The organism is Streptomyces ziwulingensis, from assembly GCF_039542605.1.
GTDB lineage: Bacteria > Actinomycetota > Actinomycetes > Streptomycetales > Streptomycetaceae > Streptomyces > Streptomyces ziwulingensis.
On sequence record NZ_BAABIG010000010.1, the window covers coordinates 104,905 to 122,540 of the forward strand.

General features: G+C 70.3%; 16 protein-coding genes. 3 read left to right on the top strand and 13 right to left on the bottom strand.

Annotation, left to right across the window (positions count from 1 at the left end; all coding sequences use genetic code 11):
- Positions 1 to 77: 77 nt before the first annotated feature.
- The 10 genes from ABEB00_RS05480 to ABEB00_RS05525 all read right to left on the bottom strand — a co-directional run bounded on the left by ABEB00_RS05480 (position 78) and on the right by ABEB00_RS05525 (position 11,665).
- The gene (locus tag ABEB00_RS05480) at positions 78 to 1,472 is read right to left on the bottom strand and encodes an RICIN domain-containing protein (protein WP_345617756.1); all 1,395 of its coding nucleotides are present in this window, start codon (positions 1,470 to 1,472) and stop codon (positions 78 to 80) included.
- A 315-nt stretch (positions 1,473 to 1,787) separates the two neighbouring features.
- Entirely contained in the window at positions 1,788 to 3,128 is a 1,341-nt protein-coding gene (locus ABEB00_RS05485) for a hypothetical protein (protein ID WP_345617757.1), read from the bottom strand.
- Positions 3,129 to 3,179: 51 nt separating this feature from the next.
- Positions 3,180 to 3,785 (bottom strand): hypothetical protein, encoded by a 606-nt coding sequence (locus ABEB00_RS05490; RefSeq protein WP_345617758.1) that lies wholly within the window; start codon positions 3,783 to 3,785, stop codon positions 3,180 to 3,182.
- Positions 3,786 to 3,971: 186 nt separating this feature from the next.
- Positions 3,972 to 4,862 (bottom strand): hypothetical protein, encoded by an 891-nt coding sequence (locus ABEB00_RS05495; protein ID WP_345617759.1) that lies wholly within the window; start codon positions 4,860 to 4,862, stop codon positions 3,972 to 3,974.
- Between the two features lie 741 nt (positions 4,863 to 5,603).
- Positions 5,604 to 7,073 carry an ATP/GTP-binding protein gene (locus tag ABEB00_RS05500; protein ID WP_345617760.1) on the bottom strand — a complete coding sequence of 490 codons (1,470 nt, stop codon included), beginning with the start codon at positions 7,071 to 7,073 and terminating at the stop codon, positions 5,604 to 5,606.
- Between the two features lie 54 nt (positions 7,074 to 7,127).
- The gene (locus ABEB00_RS05505) at positions 7,128 to 8,624 is read right to left on the bottom strand and encodes an SCO6880 family protein (RefSeq protein ID WP_345617761.1); all 1,497 of its coding nucleotides are present in this window, start codon (positions 8,622 to 8,624) and stop codon (positions 7,128 to 7,130) included.
- Positions 8,614 to 9,948: a TrbL/VirB6 family protein gene (locus tag ABEB00_RS05510; protein WP_345617762.1), complete on the bottom strand. Its 1,335-nt coding sequence runs from the start codon at positions 9,946 to 9,948 to the stop codon at positions 8,614 to 8,616. The genes ABEB00_RS05505 and ABEB00_RS05510 overlap by 11 nt, the downstream gene beginning before the upstream one ends.
- Entirely contained in the window at positions 9,948 to 10,706 is a 759-nt protein-coding gene (locus ABEB00_RS05515; protein ID WP_345617763.1) for a DUF8175 domain-containg protein, read from the bottom strand. The genes ABEB00_RS05510 and ABEB00_RS05515 overlap by 1 nt, the downstream gene beginning before the upstream one ends.
- A 105-nt stretch (positions 10,707 to 10,811) precedes the next feature.
- Positions 10,812 to 11,132 (bottom strand): hypothetical protein, encoded by a 321-nt coding sequence (locus ABEB00_RS05520; protein ID WP_345617764.1) that lies wholly within the window; start codon positions 11,130 to 11,132, stop codon positions 10,812 to 10,814.
- Positions 11,133 to 11,155: 23 nt separating this feature from the next.
- Positions 11,156 to 11,665, bottom strand: coding sequence for a DUF6668 family protein (locus ABEB00_RS05525; RefSeq protein WP_345617765.1), 510 nt, complete (start codon positions 11,663 to 11,665; stop codon positions 11,156 to 11,158).
- A gap of 254 nt (positions 11,666 to 11,919) precedes the next feature.
- Here ABEB00_RS05525 and ABEB00_RS05530 point away from each other — a divergent pair, with 254 nt between their 5' ends.
- From ABEB00_RS05530 to ABEB00_RS05540, 3 genes are all read left to right on the top strand, one after another.
- The gene (locus ABEB00_RS05530; protein WP_345617766.1) at positions 11,920 to 13,026 is read left to right on the top strand and encodes a C40 family peptidase; all 1,107 of its coding nucleotides are present in this window, start codon (positions 11,920 to 11,922) and stop codon (positions 13,024 to 13,026) included.
- Positions 13,023 to 13,745: a hypothetical protein gene (locus ABEB00_RS05535; RefSeq protein WP_345617767.1), complete on the top strand. Its 723-nt coding sequence runs from the start codon at positions 13,023 to 13,025 to the stop codon at positions 13,743 to 13,745. The genes ABEB00_RS05530 and ABEB00_RS05535 overlap by 4 nt, the downstream gene beginning before the upstream one ends.
- 71 nt (positions 13,746 to 13,816) lie before the next feature.
- Positions 13,817 to 14,905 carry a hypothetical protein gene (locus ABEB00_RS05540; RefSeq protein ID WP_345617768.1) on the top strand — a complete coding sequence of 363 codons (1,089 nt, stop codon included), beginning with the start codon at positions 13,817 to 13,819 and terminating at the stop codon, positions 14,903 to 14,905.
- 76 nt (positions 14,906 to 14,981) lie between these two features.
- Here ABEB00_RS05540 and ABEB00_RS05545 read toward each other — a convergent pair whose 3' ends face one another.
- The 3 genes from ABEB00_RS05545 to ABEB00_RS05555 form a co-directional block, all read right to left on the bottom strand.
- Positions 14,982 to 15,641 (bottom strand): sigma-70 family RNA polymerase sigma factor, encoded by a 660-nt coding sequence (locus tag ABEB00_RS05545; protein WP_345617769.1) that lies wholly within the window; start codon positions 15,639 to 15,641, stop codon positions 14,982 to 14,984.
- 286 nt (positions 15,642 to 15,927) lie between these two features.
- Entirely contained in the window at positions 15,928 to 16,707 is a 780-nt protein-coding gene (locus ABEB00_RS05550) for a hypothetical protein (RefSeq protein WP_345617770.1), read from the bottom strand.
- Positions 16,704 to 17,552 (bottom strand): transglycosylase SLT domain-containing protein, encoded by an 849-nt coding sequence (locus tag ABEB00_RS05555; RefSeq protein WP_345617771.1) that lies wholly within the window; start codon positions 17,550 to 17,552, stop codon positions 16,704 to 16,706. The genes ABEB00_RS05550 and ABEB00_RS05555 overlap by 4 nt, the downstream gene beginning before the upstream one ends.
- Positions 17,553 to 17,636: the final 84 nt, after the last annotated feature.

A 17,636-nucleotide genomic window follows, 5' to 3' on the forward strand; every position in this document is an offset into this window, starting at 1 on the left:
AGCGGATGCGTGTGTGACATACGCATCCGCTCCCGGCCGTTGGCGCTCAGGTCCTGATCAGCTCAGGTCTCAGCAGATCAGGTTTTGATCAACCGCCACTTCTGGCCGGCGCTCTCACTGCACACGTAGACCATGAGGTTGGCGTTCTCGCCCTTCGCGCTGCTTCGTTCCACATCGAGGCACTTGTTACCGCTGATGTGATTACGGATCCGATACGTGCCCTTGGATCCCTTCTCGAACCACCAGAGCTGGTTGTCCGCACCGGTGGCCCTGCAGTTGTACTCGACCACATGTGTCCCGCCCGCGGCGGGGCCCTCGCCCGGCAGGTCCAGACAGAGACCGTCCTTGGCGTTGCGGATCACGTACAGATCGGAACCGCCGTGGCCGCGGCCCTTGAGAGCCACGGTCAGGGTCCACAACTGGTTGTCCTTGCTCGACGTGATGCAGTTGTGCTCGTCAAAGACACTGGCACCCGATCGGCCCTTGCCCTGGCCGGGAAGGTCCATGCAGTAGCCGTACTCCTGGTTTTCGAGCACGACCGTACTGTTGGGCACCAGGAGGTTGTCCGCGGGCTTACGGCTCTCCTTCGACTTCACCGGCACCACCTTCGGCAACGGGGGTACCGACGGTGACTCCGATGGTTGCCCGGCCGGCGGCTTCGACGGCGATTTCGACGGTGATTTCGACGGCGGCTTCGACGGCGGCTTCGACGGCGAGACCGAAGGCGACACGGAGACCGGGGGCAGCGGCGTGGCGGGGACCGAGCTGGGCGGGCGGAGAAGCATCGGGGAGCTGCTCGCCTCGTCGCCCGAGCCGGTCGCCTGGTTCCGCGCCTGGGCGTCGCTCGATCCACTGCCCAGCGCCACCAGCGAACCGATGATGAGGACCGCCACACTGGCGGCCACCCCGCCCACGACCAGCGGGCGGTGGAGCAGTCCGGGCCGCTCGTACTCGTCGTCCGACTGGGACGTCCTGCCCCGTGCGGAACCCTTGCCGGCCGCCTGCCGCAGAGCCACCGGCGTGAGCGGCTTCGCGCTCTCCGACACCGCGTCGTCCGCCCGGTCGTCATCCGGAGAACCGACGCCGGCCGAAGGCCCGCCGGGTCCGAACGAGTCCACGGGTTCCCCGTACTCCACGGGCTCGAAAGGCCCGCTCGGTCCGGTGGCTCCGGTCGGCCCGGCCGCTTCGACCGCTGCGATCGCTTGGGTTCGTTCGGCGCTTCTCTCTGTTCCGCCTACTTCCTCCTGTTGCTCCTCGACCTGGTCCAGGAGCCGGCTCGATCCGTCCGGAGCCACCTCGACGACCGCCACGTAACCCGCGGCGGGGTCCGAGATGGCTCCCGTGACGGGGGCGTTCCGACTGCGCGCGTATCCGTGCAGCATGTCGAGGATCGCCACATCGAGCGGCTCGCCCGGCACCACCGGCACCGACTCGCCGTCGATGGCGGCGGAGCCGTCACCGAAGATGACCACGGCGAAGTGCGCGGACGCTGCGGGCCCCTCCCCGGGGACCGGTTGGTCACCCTCCCCCGGGGCCGCTGGTGCGAAAGGGTCGCCCTTCGCGCCCCACCCGTCAGCTTCGTCACCCCTGTTCATGTCCATTCCTTCCTCGCGGTGTCGGCGCGTGGCCGCACCCGCGGCCCGTTCCGAGGTCCGGTCCGGACAGCGGAGGCGGGGCACGCGCCACAACAGTTCTGCGCACACCGCAACGGACACCGGGGCGAAACAGTTCACTTCTCCTTCGGCGGCGCGCTGAGGGCTGTCCCGCAATTCCTGGCGGGACAACCCTCAGCGCGTGGCACTCCTGCGTACCGATCCCTGCCGGCGCCTCAGTCGGCTCTGGTCGGAGTGCCTGCCGCTGGTCGCGTCCGCTTCTTCTCTCCTCGCGGAGCGGCCGGGATCAGGGACCTGGGCCCTGGCCGCGGACGCGCGTGAGGCAACCGATGGCGGTGCCGGCGCTCGTCCCGGCAGGTCTTCCAGCGGGACGAGACGACCCTGCTGGCTCTCCCGTTGCCGCTGCAACTTCTGCTGGTAAGCCGAACGGGTCGCCATCGCCGCGGCCGTCCCTACGGACAGGCCGGAGCCCACGCCGTTGGTCACCTTGGCCGCGATGCTCTCCGGCTTGGGCAGGTAACTGCTGGCGTTCAGCATTCCGGCCGTGCCCTCCGCCCCGCTTCCCCATGCCTGAGCGGGGTCGAATTTCGCGGGATCCCGCAGGCCGGCGTAGATGTTCGTGCCCAGAGAGTAGGCGCTGTGCAAGACCTGGAAGCCGCCGCCGACCACGTTCGCGTACTTCTCGGCCTCCGGCCCCGCCAGTTTGGCGATCCCCGTAAGGGCGGTCGGACCGGAACCCACAACGAACTTCTCGATGGCTTTTCCGTAGTCCTTCACGAAATTCCGCAGACTGACCGATGTGACGGTCCCCCACCCTCCGTTCCGGCTGGGGTACTCCATTACTGCGCCTTGACCCTCGGCGAGATATGTCTGGGCCTCTACATCGTAGAGGGCGTACTCGGCACCTGCCGGCGGGTGAGGCGCGTCCGCCGGAACGGGCTCGTTGGTCGATCGACGCGACACGCTCACGCCATTGTAATAACTGGCGTTGGAAGCGGCACTGGACAGTGACTCCTGAGAACTGCCGCGCTGAATCGCCGGGCCTGCGGCCCTCTCGTTCAGGAAACTGGTTACGTGCTTGTTGTCACTGGGAACCCACTCCCCCCTGCTGTTGTACCGAGCCAGCGCGCCCGCTTCGCTCTGTGCGTAGAATTGTCCGCTGTCCTCGTTGTAGACTCCACGCGTGTAGCCCTCGGGAAGGGCAGGAACGTTCTGTGGGACTGCCCCCCTCGGCGTGCGCGTTTTCCCATGGCGGTCGATGTTCGCCAGCTCATAGGAATCACGCGGATCCATCTGGCTGAGGCTTTGCGCGTCTTCCGAGCTACCCTGGTGGTAATTCTGCGCATAATCCCAGTCGTAACCCGGCGCGTAATACTGAGCGCCCCCCTGTACGTAGCCCAGATCGGTCCCCGTCGCGTAACTCGCGGAACCTTGCGTGTAACTCGCGGAACCCTGCGTGTAAGCAACGCCCTGGTTGCTGACGTACGCCGGGTTGAACTCTGGAGAACCTGCCATCTCACTGCCTCCTGCCAGCCGTCCGACTTGATTCACGTCACTGGATTCACGTCACTGGCTGGGACCTCCCCTCCTCTGGCGTTTATTGCCGCTGCCCTGGGAGTTGCCGCTGTACTGGGAGTAGGTGTCAGCCGATTGTTGCGTCGACCGTTGCTCCCGTGAGCGGCCCTGGGAGTCGCGTGGCAGGAGCGCCTGAGCCGCCTGACCTACACTCCCGTAACCCTGTGCGGCCGATTGGGCGTTTCCCTGAGCGGCCGCCCGAACCGGGTCGTAAGGTTGAGCTGCCTGTGCGGCCGCTTGAGCAAGGGCATCCACCCTGCTTTCGAGCATGTTCTGCCCTTGGTTCTTGAGGGCTACGTAGACGTTGCCATTTGTCAACATCCGAGCGTAGTTTTCAACGGTTTCGGATTGCTGATAAACAAGCCATGAATTCGTGTAATCTTCCAGCGCTTGCCGGGACGCCTGGGCGAATGCCAGTTCTGACTGAGTGGGGGTTGTCACACCCATTCGGGCGGCATAGTCCCCGACCGCAACATCCCGTTTTTTGGACACGTCGAGTCCCTGCTGGAGCTGCTCTGTTGTGCGGTAAGCGTACGGATCTGCTGCCAACGCGGCATGCATTTCCGCTACCATGTCCGTTGCCCTGTCCGTTGCCATGTCCGTTGCCATCCTCCTCTGCTCCCGCTCTTGCCTGATCTGGGCGAAACTTCCCGATTCTGCGGACTGCCGTGGCATTTGTTACGTACCCCTTTCGTGGACTCAGGTGTTCTGTGCGCTTCCGTGACGGTATGGTCGACCAACTCGTACAGGTGGTTCAGCGGGCGTCTCCCGTGACGATGAGTTCTACTGCCTGGGGCCGGAACGCCCCCTACATCGCTCCGGGGAACCGCCGTTGGGACGCCCCTCATAAGTGCTGCTGCCGTTGCTGCCGGCACAGCCGCTGAAACCGGAGGTGCCGAAACGACGGACAGGGGATTCCGGGACGGCGGTGTTGGCGCGGGTGGCGTGCGGGGTGGTGGTGTGCGGGGTGGCGGTTCCGCTGCCGTACGGCTGCGCGTAACCCACCTGGACGCCAGTGCTGCCGAGGTGCGCTCCCGGCTGGCTGTAGAAGAGTCTGTGAGCCTCCTCTTGGGCCTTCTGCTCCTCTTGCTGCGTCGGGCCTGTCGCCGCGATGGCAGCAAACGTCACAAGACTCGATGCCGCCTGAACCGACTGCGACGGGGAGAGCGCGGCGGCGACTCCCACGACAAGGCCGAGCAGTTGCCCCCCTGCCTTACCCAGATCTTTGACCGTGGGCGTCGCGAGACGGTGCTGCTGATAGGACTTGTAGGCGGAATGGCCATAATGCGCCACGTCCGAGAAAGCCGTAGTGGAATTCACGACATTCCCCGCTGTCCGCAACGCGCTCCCCAGACGCTGACGCCCCTCCGACTTCGCTATGTCTCCCGACGCCATCAGAGCGTAAGCGAATCCCTTGACAGCAGTGGTGATCTGCGTCCGGTAGCACTGAGCCCACTCTGTCCACCGAAGGAAACCTATGTTCCAGTCCCCCTGCCCGTCGAGGACTGCCGTGATGACGTCATTGTGCTCGTCTCGGAACGCTACAGCCGTTTGCACACCACCGTCACCCAACCCTTCGACGGGCATTGTGATCGGCTCGGGAAGCGGCGTCGAGGAGACCACCCCCTGCTCCCAATTCAGCTCATAGAGGGGTACTTCAACGGCATTCACCATTTCGGACTTCCTTTCACGGTGAGATCTCGCCACCGCTGTCGAGCCTCAACGGCCGACCCCCCTGCCCCGCCGCTCCGACCCCGCTCGGCCGTGTTGCGACCTTGTGCTCCGCTCCCGCCCGGACGCGTCGGCCGGAGAGCCGGAGGTGCGGGTTCCGGAGTCGGCGGGCCGGTAGTCGACCGCGGCGCCGGCGACTGGATTCGCTGAGGCCGATGCGCCCGATGCGCGCGACGCGGGCGTCTCGGACGTCCCGTAGTAATGTGCGACCGCTGGCGTCGTCGTCGAGTAATAGGCCGGCGGGGCCAGTGCGTTGTGTTCGCTGTACCGGGGGGAGCGTGGCACCCTGGTGAACCTCTGCTCGTCCGGGAATCCCTGCCCACCCGGTAGCGCGGTACCGTAGTAGGCTTGTGCCTCAGCCTGCCTGGCGGCCTCACGGTTCTCCGCGTCGATCCGCGCTTGTATGGCCGCCTGCTGGGCGCTCGGCGGGTGGAGGAGCCTCACCGCCAGTCGGTTGCTCAGAAGAGCTTCCTCGAAGGTCCGCGTCCTGCGGTATACCGGCGGTGGCTCCTCTACGGGTTCCTGGGGTTCCTGCGGATCAGTCATGTTTCCCTCCCTCTCCGTCGAGCTGCCACCCGGTCCCGGGAAGCGGCGGCTTCACTCACCCGCCCGTCTCAACGGAACGGATGGGCATCCGGTTCACTGTGTCTTCACGGGAGGTTCGGGCGGCGTCGGCGCGGCTCCTCACTTGTTCCACCTCTTGTTCGTGTTGTTGACCCCGAGTTCCGCTGCCGTCAGGTCCACGTGGACGGGGATGCCGGGGCGGTTGCCGACCTTGATGAGGAAGTTGCCGAGGCCGGGTGGTTCCGTTCGGCGGCCGTGCGCGGCGTCCCAGGCGGGCGGGGTGGACCAGTCGACCAGCAGACGCCGCTCCGGCTCGGTCAGCTCCACGATCTGGGAGAGCTGCGGCAGCTCGGCGGGCGGCAGCCCCGCGCAGACCACCATGCCGGCGCGCTCCACGAAGCCCTTCGCCTTGGTGCGGTCGTCCTCGGCCGGCAGGGCCAGCAGGTCGTCGATGCTGTGGGTGATCATGGCCAGCCCCACTCCGCGCTGGCGGTCGAGGCGGGTGAGGGCGTTGACCCGGTCGACCAGACCGCGGCCCGCCTGCAGGACCCGCCACAGTTCGTCCATGACCAGGAAGTAGTTGCGCTGCGGCTCCAGTCCGGCGTCCGCGAGGGCGTGCGCCGCGGAGACGGCACCGAAGCCGTAGGACCAGCAGGACAGCAGCGCCGCGGCCTGCAGCAGGGCCTCGCTGTCGTCGATGCCGCTGACGTCGAAGCAGACCGGGCGGTCCAGCTTCATCGCCTCCGTCGTCGGCTGGGCGAAGGTGCCGCCCAGCCGGCCGTCGCCGAGCAGCGCGGTGAGGGACGCCTCCAGGTTCTCGGTGATGTCGCGGTAGCGGGTCAGGTCGCCCCGGTCCAGCGCGACCGCCCGTACCGCTTCCGGGGCGTCCTTGATGACCCGCACCAGATCGCCGAGGACCGGGACCCGGCCCGCTCGCGCGTCGTGCCGGTCGTCCAGGACGTTCAGCGCGGTCGAGAGGATCGTCTCCTCGCGGTCCGTCGGCGGCGCGGAGCGCAGGATGGTCACCAGGGCCGAGACCATGTTGAGCCGCCGGCCGTGGATGTCGGCCAGGAGCCGCCGCCGGGCGTCGCCGGTGAGCCGGGCCGCGGCCCTGCCGGACTCGCCGGGGTCCAGGACGTTGAGGTTGCCCCGGCCCCGGCCCAGGCTGATGACCTGCCCGCCGATGGCTTCGATCAGGTCCGCGTAGTCCGGTTTGAGGTCACCGAAGATCAGCGGATGGACCCCGTAGCCGGCGAGGCCCAGCGCCATCCGCCGTACGACGGTCGACTTGCCGAGCCCCGGGCGGCCCAGCACGAACATCGACGGGTTGGCCAGCAGCCCCGTACGCATGAACCAGGACACGGGGTCGCAGCACACGGTGGCCCCGGAGTCCAGGTCACGGCCGAGGGGTACGCCGACCATCGGGGTTCCGGCGCCCGCGCCGAACGGCCACAGGCCGCACACCTGGACGGAGGTGCCCCGCCACTCGGGGGCGGGATCGACGTAGCCGACCATGCCGCCGCCGGGTCCGGGCCAGCCGCGCGGCGTGGGGCGTCGCGGCTGGCGGGGCTGCTTGGTCACGCGTGCCATCGGGTTCTCCTCGTCTCTCTTTTCCGGTGGTCTCTTCCTCCCGCCGGCACGCCGTCACATCGCGTCGCGCACGGTCTGCGGCACCGCGGTGTGCAGCGGGAGCACCACACCGAGCGGAAGCGCCGCGGCGAAGGCCGCCGCCTGCGAGCCGTAGACCGGGCGCACCGCGATACGGGCGGCGGGGGCGAGGTTGTCGACGGCCGCGGCGGCCCGCGGCAGCTCCGCGGCGGTGCTGACGGTCGCCGTGATCAACAGGCCGAACCGGATCACCCCGTGTCCCTGCGCCTGTTCCTCGGTCGTCCTGCGCGCGGCTGTCACCTCGGCGTCCTCCCGCGCCTTGCCGATCTGTGACTGCTGGGCGCTGAACAGGGCGTTCTTGTAGTCCTGTTGCACGACCCGGGCACCCTCGGCCCGGGTGTGCGGGCGGTACAGGAGCGTGACCCGCTTGCGGGCGATGTCGCGGTGCGGCTGCACCAGTGCGGTCAGGACGTTGGAGAACACCTCGCCCTGCGGGGCCTCCGTCATGGCCCAGGTCACGCTGAACGCCCCGTCGTGCCGGTAGTGGTCCCACGCCTCCTGCGCCGCCATCGGACCGGCTTCGTTCCAGGTCAGGCCGGTGCCGCCGGTGGCCTGCGCCTCCTCCACCAAGGTCGCGACGGTCGGGTCGTAGGCGACCCGTACCGCCTCGGCGAGTTCGGTCGCGGTCATGGGTACGGCCGTACCGGCGCTGGTCAGGGAGAGTCCGGCGGTCAGACCCGGCAGCCGGGTGCCGATGTGCAGCGCCATCTCGTCGGCGCTGCGGCGGGGAATGCCCGGACGGGCGGCGCCGGAGTACGTCAACGCGATCCGGGTGGCGATCCGGGCCGAGCCCGCCGGATAGGCGGCCAGCACCTCCTGGAGCATCTCCGTGGCCAGAGCGGGCGCGTCGGCCACGCTGTTGGCGGCGATCTCCTGCTGGAGCCGCACTCCGGAGTCGGGGGCCGTCTCCACCGTGACGCTCGCGGCGACCAGGTTCGGCTCGGCTCCCAGCGCGGACAGCCACTGGCCGTAGTGGGCCACCCAGGTGTCGACCTGGTGGTCGTCGACGAGGGCGGCCCCGTCCGCGTCGCAGGAGATGACGACGGTGTGGTGGCCGGTCGCCGGGATCGTGATCACGGCGAACGGCCGGCCGTAGCCGTCCCGTGCCTCCGTCAGCGTCGACTCGGCGGCCAGGCCGGGAAGCCGGCAGGTGCCGTAGCCCGACCGGCCCATCGGACCCGACCGGTACAGGTGTCCGCCCGAGGAGGTGGTGCGCCACCAGGCGAGGCGGATCGCGCCGCGCTGCATCAGCGTGCGGTCGTGCCGGTCCTTCACCCCCAGCGCGGCCGTGACCACCGCCAGCGTCAACGCCAGCCCCAGTGCCGCCCAGAGGGAGATCAGTGAGGCCAGCACCACCGCGACCAGCCCGGCGAGCAGCAGGAGCGTCGCGCCCAGGGACAGCCCGCGCAGTCCCGCGGTGCGCGGCTTGCGGTAGTTGCCGTAGGTACGCGGGGTGAGGTGTTCAGTGGTCACGGCGCTGCTCCTGCTGAGGGTGGTGGTCGGGGTGCCGGCGGTCCGGGACGGGTACCAGGGCCGGTGCCGGTGCCTCCGTGCGGTCCGCGGACCCTGTCTCCACGGGATGGGCCGCGGGACGGGCCGCGGGGTCGGTCACGGAGTCGGTCACGGAGGTGCCGGCGGCGTCCGGCCGGACGGGTCCGGTCGCGGGGTCGGCGGTGCCGCGGGCGCCCTCGGCGCCCCGCGTGGCCGCCGTGGTCGGCAAGGCCGGCGCGTGACGGGACCGCGGGCCGGTGGCGTTCGGGCTGACGGCGGCCCCCGCCACCGAACGGCCGGTGGCCAGACTCCGCAGGTGCGGTACGGGCAGCGCTCCGGTGCCGACGGCGGCCGGCGCGCCCGCGCCGCCCGCGGCGGACGCCTTGGCCGCACGGCCCGCGCCCGACACCGCGGCCTGGACGACGGGGGCCGCGAACCGCATCAGAGCCGGCAGCGTGAACGAGGCCAGCACGATCAGCACGACTCCGGAGACCATGGAGACGACCTCGTTGTCCTGCCGTTGGCCGGTGATCGAGAACGCGGCCGCGTACACGACGGCCGCGGCCGGTTTGTACAGCACGAAGGCGAGCAGCCAGCCCACGGACCTGCGGAACCAGAGCCGGCCGGCGGGAGTGGAACTGGCCGCCGCGGCCAGCGGCAGCGTCCCGGTGAGGATGACCAGCATCGCCACCCGCACGATCATCAGGGCGATCTGCGCGACGGTGCCGGCGATCACCAGCACGGCCATGATCAGGACGAGGAACGAGGAGTCGGTGCCGCCGAGCGCCAGCATGGCCGAGGTGCGTTTCTCGAACTCGGCGACGCACTGCGCGACCGGCTCCCCGGTCGCGCTGATCTGCCGGCACCCCGTGGACCTGTCGATGATCCAGACGCTGAACTTGTCCCCGGCCGTCGTCAGCAGACTGACCATGGCGACCCCGACCGAGGAGACGATCACCAGGTTGAGCAGCCCCTGGAGCGCCTGCCGGGCCGGCTCGCCACGCCGCTGCCAGGCGAGTTGCCCGGCCGCGACCAGCAGGAACAGTACGGCGGTGAACGAGGTGACCCAGAGGGTGGAGCCACGGAGGAAGGCCACCGGTCCGGCCTCGTCGCTCAGGTCGGGACTGCCCAGGTCCATCCAGGCGCTGCCCAGTGCCTTGACGGTCGTACTCGCCGCCTTCGCGGCGCTCTCGGCGATGTCGTCGAACGCGCTGCCGCCGAGGTCGTCCGGGGCCGTGCCGGTGCCGTCGCCCACGCAGTAGCCGCCGACCGAGGGCGCCACCCAGCCGAAGTCGCATCCGGCCATCACACGCCTCCCCACTCGGCGTAGCCGGCCAGGGAGCCGACCGGGGTGGGAGCGACCGGGTCGGCCGGGTACTCCAGCCGCCAGTCCCCGTCCTGCCAGAGGACCGTCGTGGTCGCGGCCTGCATCCGGCCGTCCGGGAAGCGCCACACCGTCTCGATCACTCCGGTGCTCGGGTGGTAGGTGACGAACCGGAATCCGGCGATCTGTCCGTGCGCGCCGCCGTCCTGGTCGGTGGAGCCCGCCTTCTCCGCCTCGGTACGTGCGGCCACGTAGGCGTCGCGGCCCGCTCCGACGGTCTGGAGCCGGGTCACCTTCCGCCAGTCGTCGGCCGCCAGATAGCGCACGCTGATCTGACTGGCGGCCAGCAGAGCGCCGACGGGAGTGTGGGCGTAACAGCGCGCCACGTCCTTACCGGCCACGGCGGGGCCGGACGCCTCGGACGTGGGAACGGCCACCGCGCCGAACAGCGCCCAGGTCACGTTCCGGGGTGCGGCGGTGGGCACGTCCTGGCGGGTGTCGGACAGTTCGGGGCAGGACTCGCCGGCGCCGGACGGGGACGGCTCCCCGGCGGCGGCACGGTCGGCGGGCGGCCGGGGAGTCGCGGCGCGGTCCTGCGGGGCGGCGGTGTCCGAGGTGAAGACGACCGCCCCGGCGATGACGGTCACGAAGCCGATGAACGCGGCGGCCAGGACGAAGCCGCCGCGCAGCCACGGACTTCGCGGCTCGTCGGTCGCCGGGTGGTTGCCGGGGTCTGCCATGGTTCCTCCCCCTCCTCATGGTGGTCGGACGAACGGGACGGGACGTTACGAATAGGACGGGACGTTACGAACGGGACGGGTGAGTGCTGAAGGTGGAGAGCGGAACTAGACGAGCGCGCCGACGATGCCCGAGGCGGAGCCGACCAGCAGGCACGCCCCGAGGACGAAACCCAGTCCTCTGGCGTGGTCCCGGCCGCCTCCCTTGGAGTGGTCGACCGCCATCCGCCCGGCGACGCCGAGGATGCCCGCGACGCACAGGACGGTCACGCTCCAGGCCACCCATCTGAGGATCTTCAGCAGGTCCTCGGCGCCGGGCGGCGCCTCACCTCCGCCGACGTCGGGCACACCGGAGGGCCGCGGTGCGGCCGCGACCGCCTGGGTCAGGTGCGGCGAGGCGTCCATGAGGGCCGCCATCAAAGTGGACAACTCGGTTCCCCTTCAGGTGGGTTCTACATGGGTTGCGTGAGTCGGGCCAGGTCGTGGGCGAGGGATACGCATTCCTTGGGCAGATGCGGCTCGCCGAGCCGCCAGGGCTCGACCCAGGGGATCTCCCACAGCCGGGGTACGGCGCCGGAGACCAGCAGCACCCGGTTGCGCAGTAGCCGGGGGCGCCGGCCGGGAGCGTCGGCGACGACGACCAGGCCGAGCAGGTCGACGCCGGTCACCATGCGGGAGGCCCACTGCTGAGCGGCGCTCTGTGCCGCGCCGAGGCCGTGCGCGCTGGAGCGGGCGACGAGGACGACCGGCTGGTTCTCCGGCGCCGACGGCCAGGCGCGCTCGGCGTCCCTGCCGCCGGGCACGGTCCGCTCCAGCGTGCTGACGCCCGCGCCCCCGTGCACGCCGAGCCACCACCAGGACCGGCCGTCACCCAGCCGCGGCCGTGCCACGGGCAGCGCCCGCTCCGGCCGCGGCACCCCCGCGCCCTGCGGTGTGCCCGGTCCGGAAAGTCCGGCCGGCATTCCTTGAACCGATTGCCGGGGTTTTCCGTTGGTGTCCCCCGGGCGGCGCGACTGCGGCAACCAGGGATTGACGACCTGCTCATCCCCTGCCAAGACATCTCCTTCGGCCGTCGACACAACTGGCCGAATAATACACATGAGTAGATAAATCGCAACAAACAACTCTTGTTGGCATTGCGGTAGTTAAGGGCGGATTTATCCATGTTCGATCTCAGGTTCTCGCGGGGGGCCGCACCGCGCGGGGGAGATCGCCGGTGAGCGGCCGCACCGCCCGGACGAGACCGGTCACGCTGGTGACGGGGTGCGCTGTCCTGGGGCTGGTCGGCTCCCTGGTCGCCCTGTCGGTCCTGGGGGCCGTGGGCCAGGAGGAACAGGACATCGCACCCGTGGGGCTGGTCACCGGGCTCAGGTCCGATCTCGTTCCACCGGAGTACGTACGGTGGATCGAGCGGGCCGGCGACCTCTGTCCGGAGGTCAGCGCGCCGCTGGTGGCCGCCCAGATCGAGGCGGAGTCGGGCTGGAACCCCAAGGCCGTGAGCCCCGCCCGCGCCGAGGGACTGAGCCAGTTCATCCCCGGCACCTGGGCGACGTGGGGGGTGGACGCGGCCGGCAAGGACGGCACGCCCGAGCCGGACGGTGTGGCCGACCCGTTCACCCCGGGCGACGCGATCATGACCCAGGCCCGCTACGACTGCTGGCTCGCGGACAAGGTCAGGGAGATGGGTATCGGCGGTGACCTCACCCGGCTGATGCTCGCCTCGTACAACGCGGGTCCCGGAGCGGTCCAGCAGGCGGGGGGAGTGCCCCCCTACCCGGAGACCCAGGGCTATGTCACCAGGATCATCACACTGATGACCAAGTACAGCGGTGTCGGAACATCCGGAACCTCCGGGAAATCCGGAACATCCGGCCCCGGCGATTCCGCCGAACCCGGCGCGGCGGACGGCTCGTTCGGGAACAGGGTGGTGGCCAACGCCAAGGAGTGGCTCGGCACCCCCTACTCATGGGGCGGCGGCGGACCGGAAGGCCCCAGCCTCGGTTTCGCCCAGGGAGCGGGCACGGTGGGGTTCGACTGCTCAAGCCTCGTGCAGAACGCCGTCTACCACGCCTCCGGCGGCCGTCTCCTCCTCCCCCGCGTCAGCCAGCTTCAGGTCAGGTCCGGCAAGGCGGTGGCGCGGGACGATCTGCGCCCCGGTGACGTGATCGGGTTCCAGCTCAACGGAAGTTACGACCACATCGGTATCTACCTGGGCGGGCGGCAGTTCATCCACGCGCCGAAGACGGGTGACGTCGTGAAGATCAGCAACCTCGACGAGCAGTACTACGCGAGCAAGCCCCAGACGGTGAGGCGATTCGGATGACTTCCCCACGAATCTGGGGCGTCGCCGCCACGGCGGCGACGGTGCTCGCGCTCGGTCTCGCGGCCGAGGGGTGCGGCTGGGGCGGCGGCGAGGAGAACGCGCGGCCGTCGTCGGACAGTCCCGCGGCCGCCGCGACTTCCCCGGCGCCCGCGGCGACCGGCACCGGACCGTATCCGACACCGTCCGCCCCGGGTACGCACACGTCCGTGGCCGTGGAGCCCTCGAAACCCCCGGGGCCCGCCACTCCCTCCGAGCCCACGGACGCCGGTACGCCAGGCGTGCGCACGGTCCGGCCCGGGGACATCGACCGTACCGACGCCGACGCGGTCAGCAAGGGCGCGCTCACCGCACTGTGGACCTTCGACACCACCGTCGATCGCGGTCCGCACGACGCCGAGCTACGTGCCGCGGACGCGGGCTGGCTGACGAAGGCGTACGCGGAACGGCTGCGTGCGCGCGAGCAGCCGCCGGTCGCCGGCGCCGAGTGGCAGACGTGGGCCGACCACCAGGCCCGTACCACGGTCGTGCCGGAGAGCACCCCGGACGCCGCCCAGCCCCCCGACACCGACACCGAGGCATGGCGGCAGTGGATCGTCACCGCCACCCCGTCGGGGCGCGCGGGGTGGTCCGGCGAGCCCGTCGTCGTCGCGGTCTACGTACGCCTGACCCGCACGGCGGCCGACAAGCCGTGGCGGGTCGCCGACGTCACCGTCCGCTAGCGCCCGTCCCGGACCGGGGCGGGCCTTCCCCGGGATCAGGTCGGGGTGTCCAACCGCACGGGAGAAACGCCATGTCAACGATGCAGGATGCCGCGGATGTACCGGCGTGGCCGGTCTACGACCTCACCGTCCACGAGGACGGCCGGGTGCTCGTGTCGGGGCCGCTGGTGCCGACGTCGGGGCACGCCACACGCGCCGCCGCCCTGGACGTCGTAGCCCACGTCGCGGCCGGGCTCGGCCGGGCCGTGCGGGCCACCGCCGCCGAGCCGGGTGGCGCCGTATGGCGGTTGATCGTCTCTCCCGAGGGAGAGGTGAGCGAGGTACCGGACAGCGCAGCGCGTGCCACGGGACCGAAGCGGCGTCGGTCGAGGCGCCGGGGGAGGTCGGCGGCCACCGGCGCGACGGCGACAAGCCCAACGGCCGCCGACGCGCCGGCGATCAGCCCGCCTCCGGTCGGCACGCCGGCGGCCGGCCGCACAGCAGTCGGCGTGCCGGTCACCGGCACGACGGTCACCGGCGCGACACCACCCGGCTCCTCCACTCCCCTCCCGGCCTCCGCCGCGCGGAGGGAGCCGCAGGCGTACAAGGAGCCGCAGGCGTACCCGGAGTCCCTGGAGCAGGTGGAGAACCATCTTGCGGCGGGCCGTGCCGACCGGGCCGGCGCGCTCGCCGCGCTGCTCGACACGCGGGCCACGGCCACCCTCGGTGTGTCCCACCCCGACACCCTGCGCATCCGCGAGGTCCGGGCCCGGGCCACCGCACTCGCGGGTGACCCGGTCGGCGGCATCCAGTTGTACCGCGACGTCGCCGAACGCTGGCACTACCGGGGGAACGCGGAGCAGGCGGAGGCGGTGGCGAGCCGCGCCGAACGGCTCTGGAAGCAGATCCCCCAGGTGGACGAGGCGCTGACCGCCGGGGTCGCCGTGATCCGGATGCGCAGCCAGATGCCGGGCCCGGGGGGCGACGCGCTGACCGCCGTCCTCGCTCACCGTGAGTCGCTGCTGCGGGCGTACGCCACGGCGAACACACCGGCGCCGCTGCCACCGCCGCCGCCGGAACCCGCCGTGGACAAGTCGCCCGCGCCGCAGAAGCCGCGGGCCACGATGTCCTGGGAGCGGCCCGCGGTGGACGACACGATGCGGCTCCAGAGTGCGGGCTGAGCCCGGCCGGCCCGAACCCCCGGCGGGACCCGCCGCGGACTTTCGCCGCCCCGCCACCGGGAGGCGATGACGAAGCTCAGGCGGCGGAGGGCAGGTACCGCGGGGACGCCTTGCCGGCTTCGTCGCGGGAGGCGCTGGAGGCGTCGGAGGCGCTGGAGGCGTCGGAGGTGCTGGAGGCGTCGGAGGTGCTGGAGGCGTCGGGGTTCTCGACCACTTCCATGGCCAGCCGCAGGGCGCGCACCGCGTGATGCACACGCGACTTGACCGTGCCGGACGGAATGCCCAGTACCTCTCCCGCCTCGCGCATCGACCTGCCGGAGAAGTACGTCTCCCACAGCGCGTCACGATGGTCGGGCGACAACTGCTTGAACGCCTCCTGGAGCAGGATGGAGGAGAGCAGCCAGTCCACGTCGTCGGGCCTGGGCTGCAGATCCTCCAGCCAGGCGTTCCCGTTGACCTCCTGGGGACGGGTCTTGCGCATCCGGTACTCGTCGATGACGAGGTTGCGGGCCACTCTGAACAGCCAGGGCCGCAGGGGCTGGTCGCCGGTCACGTCCTGCGTCCGCCAGCAGCGCAGCAACGCCTCCTGCACCACGTCCTCGGCCTTGTACCGGTCGCCGTTCAACAACTTCACCACGTAGGCGTACAGCGGGCCCGACTGTTCGTCGTGGAGCGTACGCATCGCGCGTTCCGCGGCGTTCACCGCCCCTAGAGAGCCCATCACTGTCCAGCTCACGTACTTACTCCCTCGCTACATGACCTCGGAGCCAGGTCAGGTCTTGAAGGCCGCGCTCGATGGCCTAGACCGGGGAGTGTTCCGACTGGGTATCCACATCGCGTTGACGTTCGATTGATGTCGGAGCGCCGGGTTCCGCCGAAACGGAAGGGCGCATACCGCGAAAGGGGCGGCGCCGCATATCGGACACCTGTACCGATGAGCTGTGGGTTTCCCCTCGGGTGAGGGTGTCCGCGGGCCCGGCGGTGACACTGTTGACGGGCGCGTATACATCGGTCCGCGCTTCTCAACTATTCGGCGCCGTCGCGGTTGAACCGCGTTCCGCGGCGAGCCGGGACCAGGTCGCGAGCACCGCCCGGCCGTGGTCGACGGCCGACGACGGGTCGTCGATCAGCCGCCACAGGGCGACCGCGCGCAGCAGTTCCTCGTGGGCGCGCGGGTCGTCCAACTGCCGACGGGTCTCCGCGAGTTCGAGGCAACGCGCGCCCGCGGCGGTGTAGTCGCCGCACCGGTACGTGGTGAACGCGTCCAGTGCCCGCGCCTCCAGCGTGTAGGGGTGGGTGTCGCCGTAGGTCCGTGTGGTGTGCTCCAGCAGCCGGAACGCCAGCGCCGCCGCCCGTTCCAGCGCACCGGTGTCGATGGCGACGCGTATCCGCGCGACGAGTTCGGCGAGTGCGTCCGGGACGGGTACCGGCATCGGTACCGGTACCGAGGGCGACGGCGACGCCGGTATGTCGGCGGGCCACCCGGACCCGGCCGGGCTCGGCCCGGGTCCGGAGGGGGGCTCCGCCCCGGGCACCTCCCGGCTGCTCTCGTGCCGGACGATCCGGCAGGCGCCGTCGGCGGTGACCTCGACGTGACTGGCGTACTCCGCCTGCCGGTCGACGATCGACGCCGCCACGGGGCCGCCCGCGGCCAGGGCCCGGCGGCGCATCGTGCCGAGTACGAACACCAGGACCGGTTCGCCGGCCGGCACCCGGACGGGGGCGCCGTCGACCAGCACACCGCCGTCGGAGGTGATCAGCACCTTCATGGGCAGTGCCCGGGTACGCAGAAGGTCGCTCACCGTCCGATCCCCTCCTCCTCACGGCGGCCCGGGCCGATGGAGTCGAGCGGCAGTGGGCTGACGCTGGGGTAGGTCTCCCCCTCGGGGAGGTCGACGGCGCCCGAGTACATGCCGAAGGACGTCCTGACGCCGAAGATGTAGTTCTGCGCGCCGCCCTGGGCCGGTACGCCCTTCGCCTTCTTCACCTCGTCGAGACCCACGTGGTAGGCCGCCAGGGTGAGATCGAGCCGGTCCAGGTCCTTTCCCCGCAGTTCGTTGTTGGCGATGAGGGTGTCGATGTCCTCGGCCAGGGAGCACATGTACCTGCCCTGTGCCCTGATCGAGTCGCCCGCGTCCAGGGCCGAGGTGTCATCGTTGTCGTCGTCGTCCTCGCCGAACTCGTCGAACTTGTCCGGCGGCAACTGGGAGATGCCCTCGGCCCCGTCGGGTCCGACCAGGCTCGCGTTGAACATGGACTCCTGCTGGATCTGCGCGGCGATGACGATCGGGCCGATCTGATCGCACTCCTTCCCGGCGTCCCGGATGTACTCGAAGTAGTCCGCGGACACGCTTTCCTCGATCAGCTCGCCCTTGCCGTCGCTGGCGAACGCCTCGGCGACCTTGTCGCTGTCGACGTGCGCCCCGTCCCCTCCGCCACCGCAACCGAAGATCTGACAGATGATCACAAGGGGCCAGAAGATGACCCCGATGGCGCATACCACGATCACCCCGACCAGCAGGAGCAGCAGGATCAGCGGGCTGAACAGACATCCCAGGTAGCCCGCACCCGCGCCGGCGACCACGAGCGCGGTGTTCATCCCTTTGCCGTCGGAGGACTGGGCCTTCTTGGTGCCACCTGCGCCCACGCTCCGGTCGCTCCCCTCATGTCCGCCCGCGTGAGCTGGTTTCAAACGGCGCTGAACCAGGTCACGCGATTTCCCGTAGTAGCT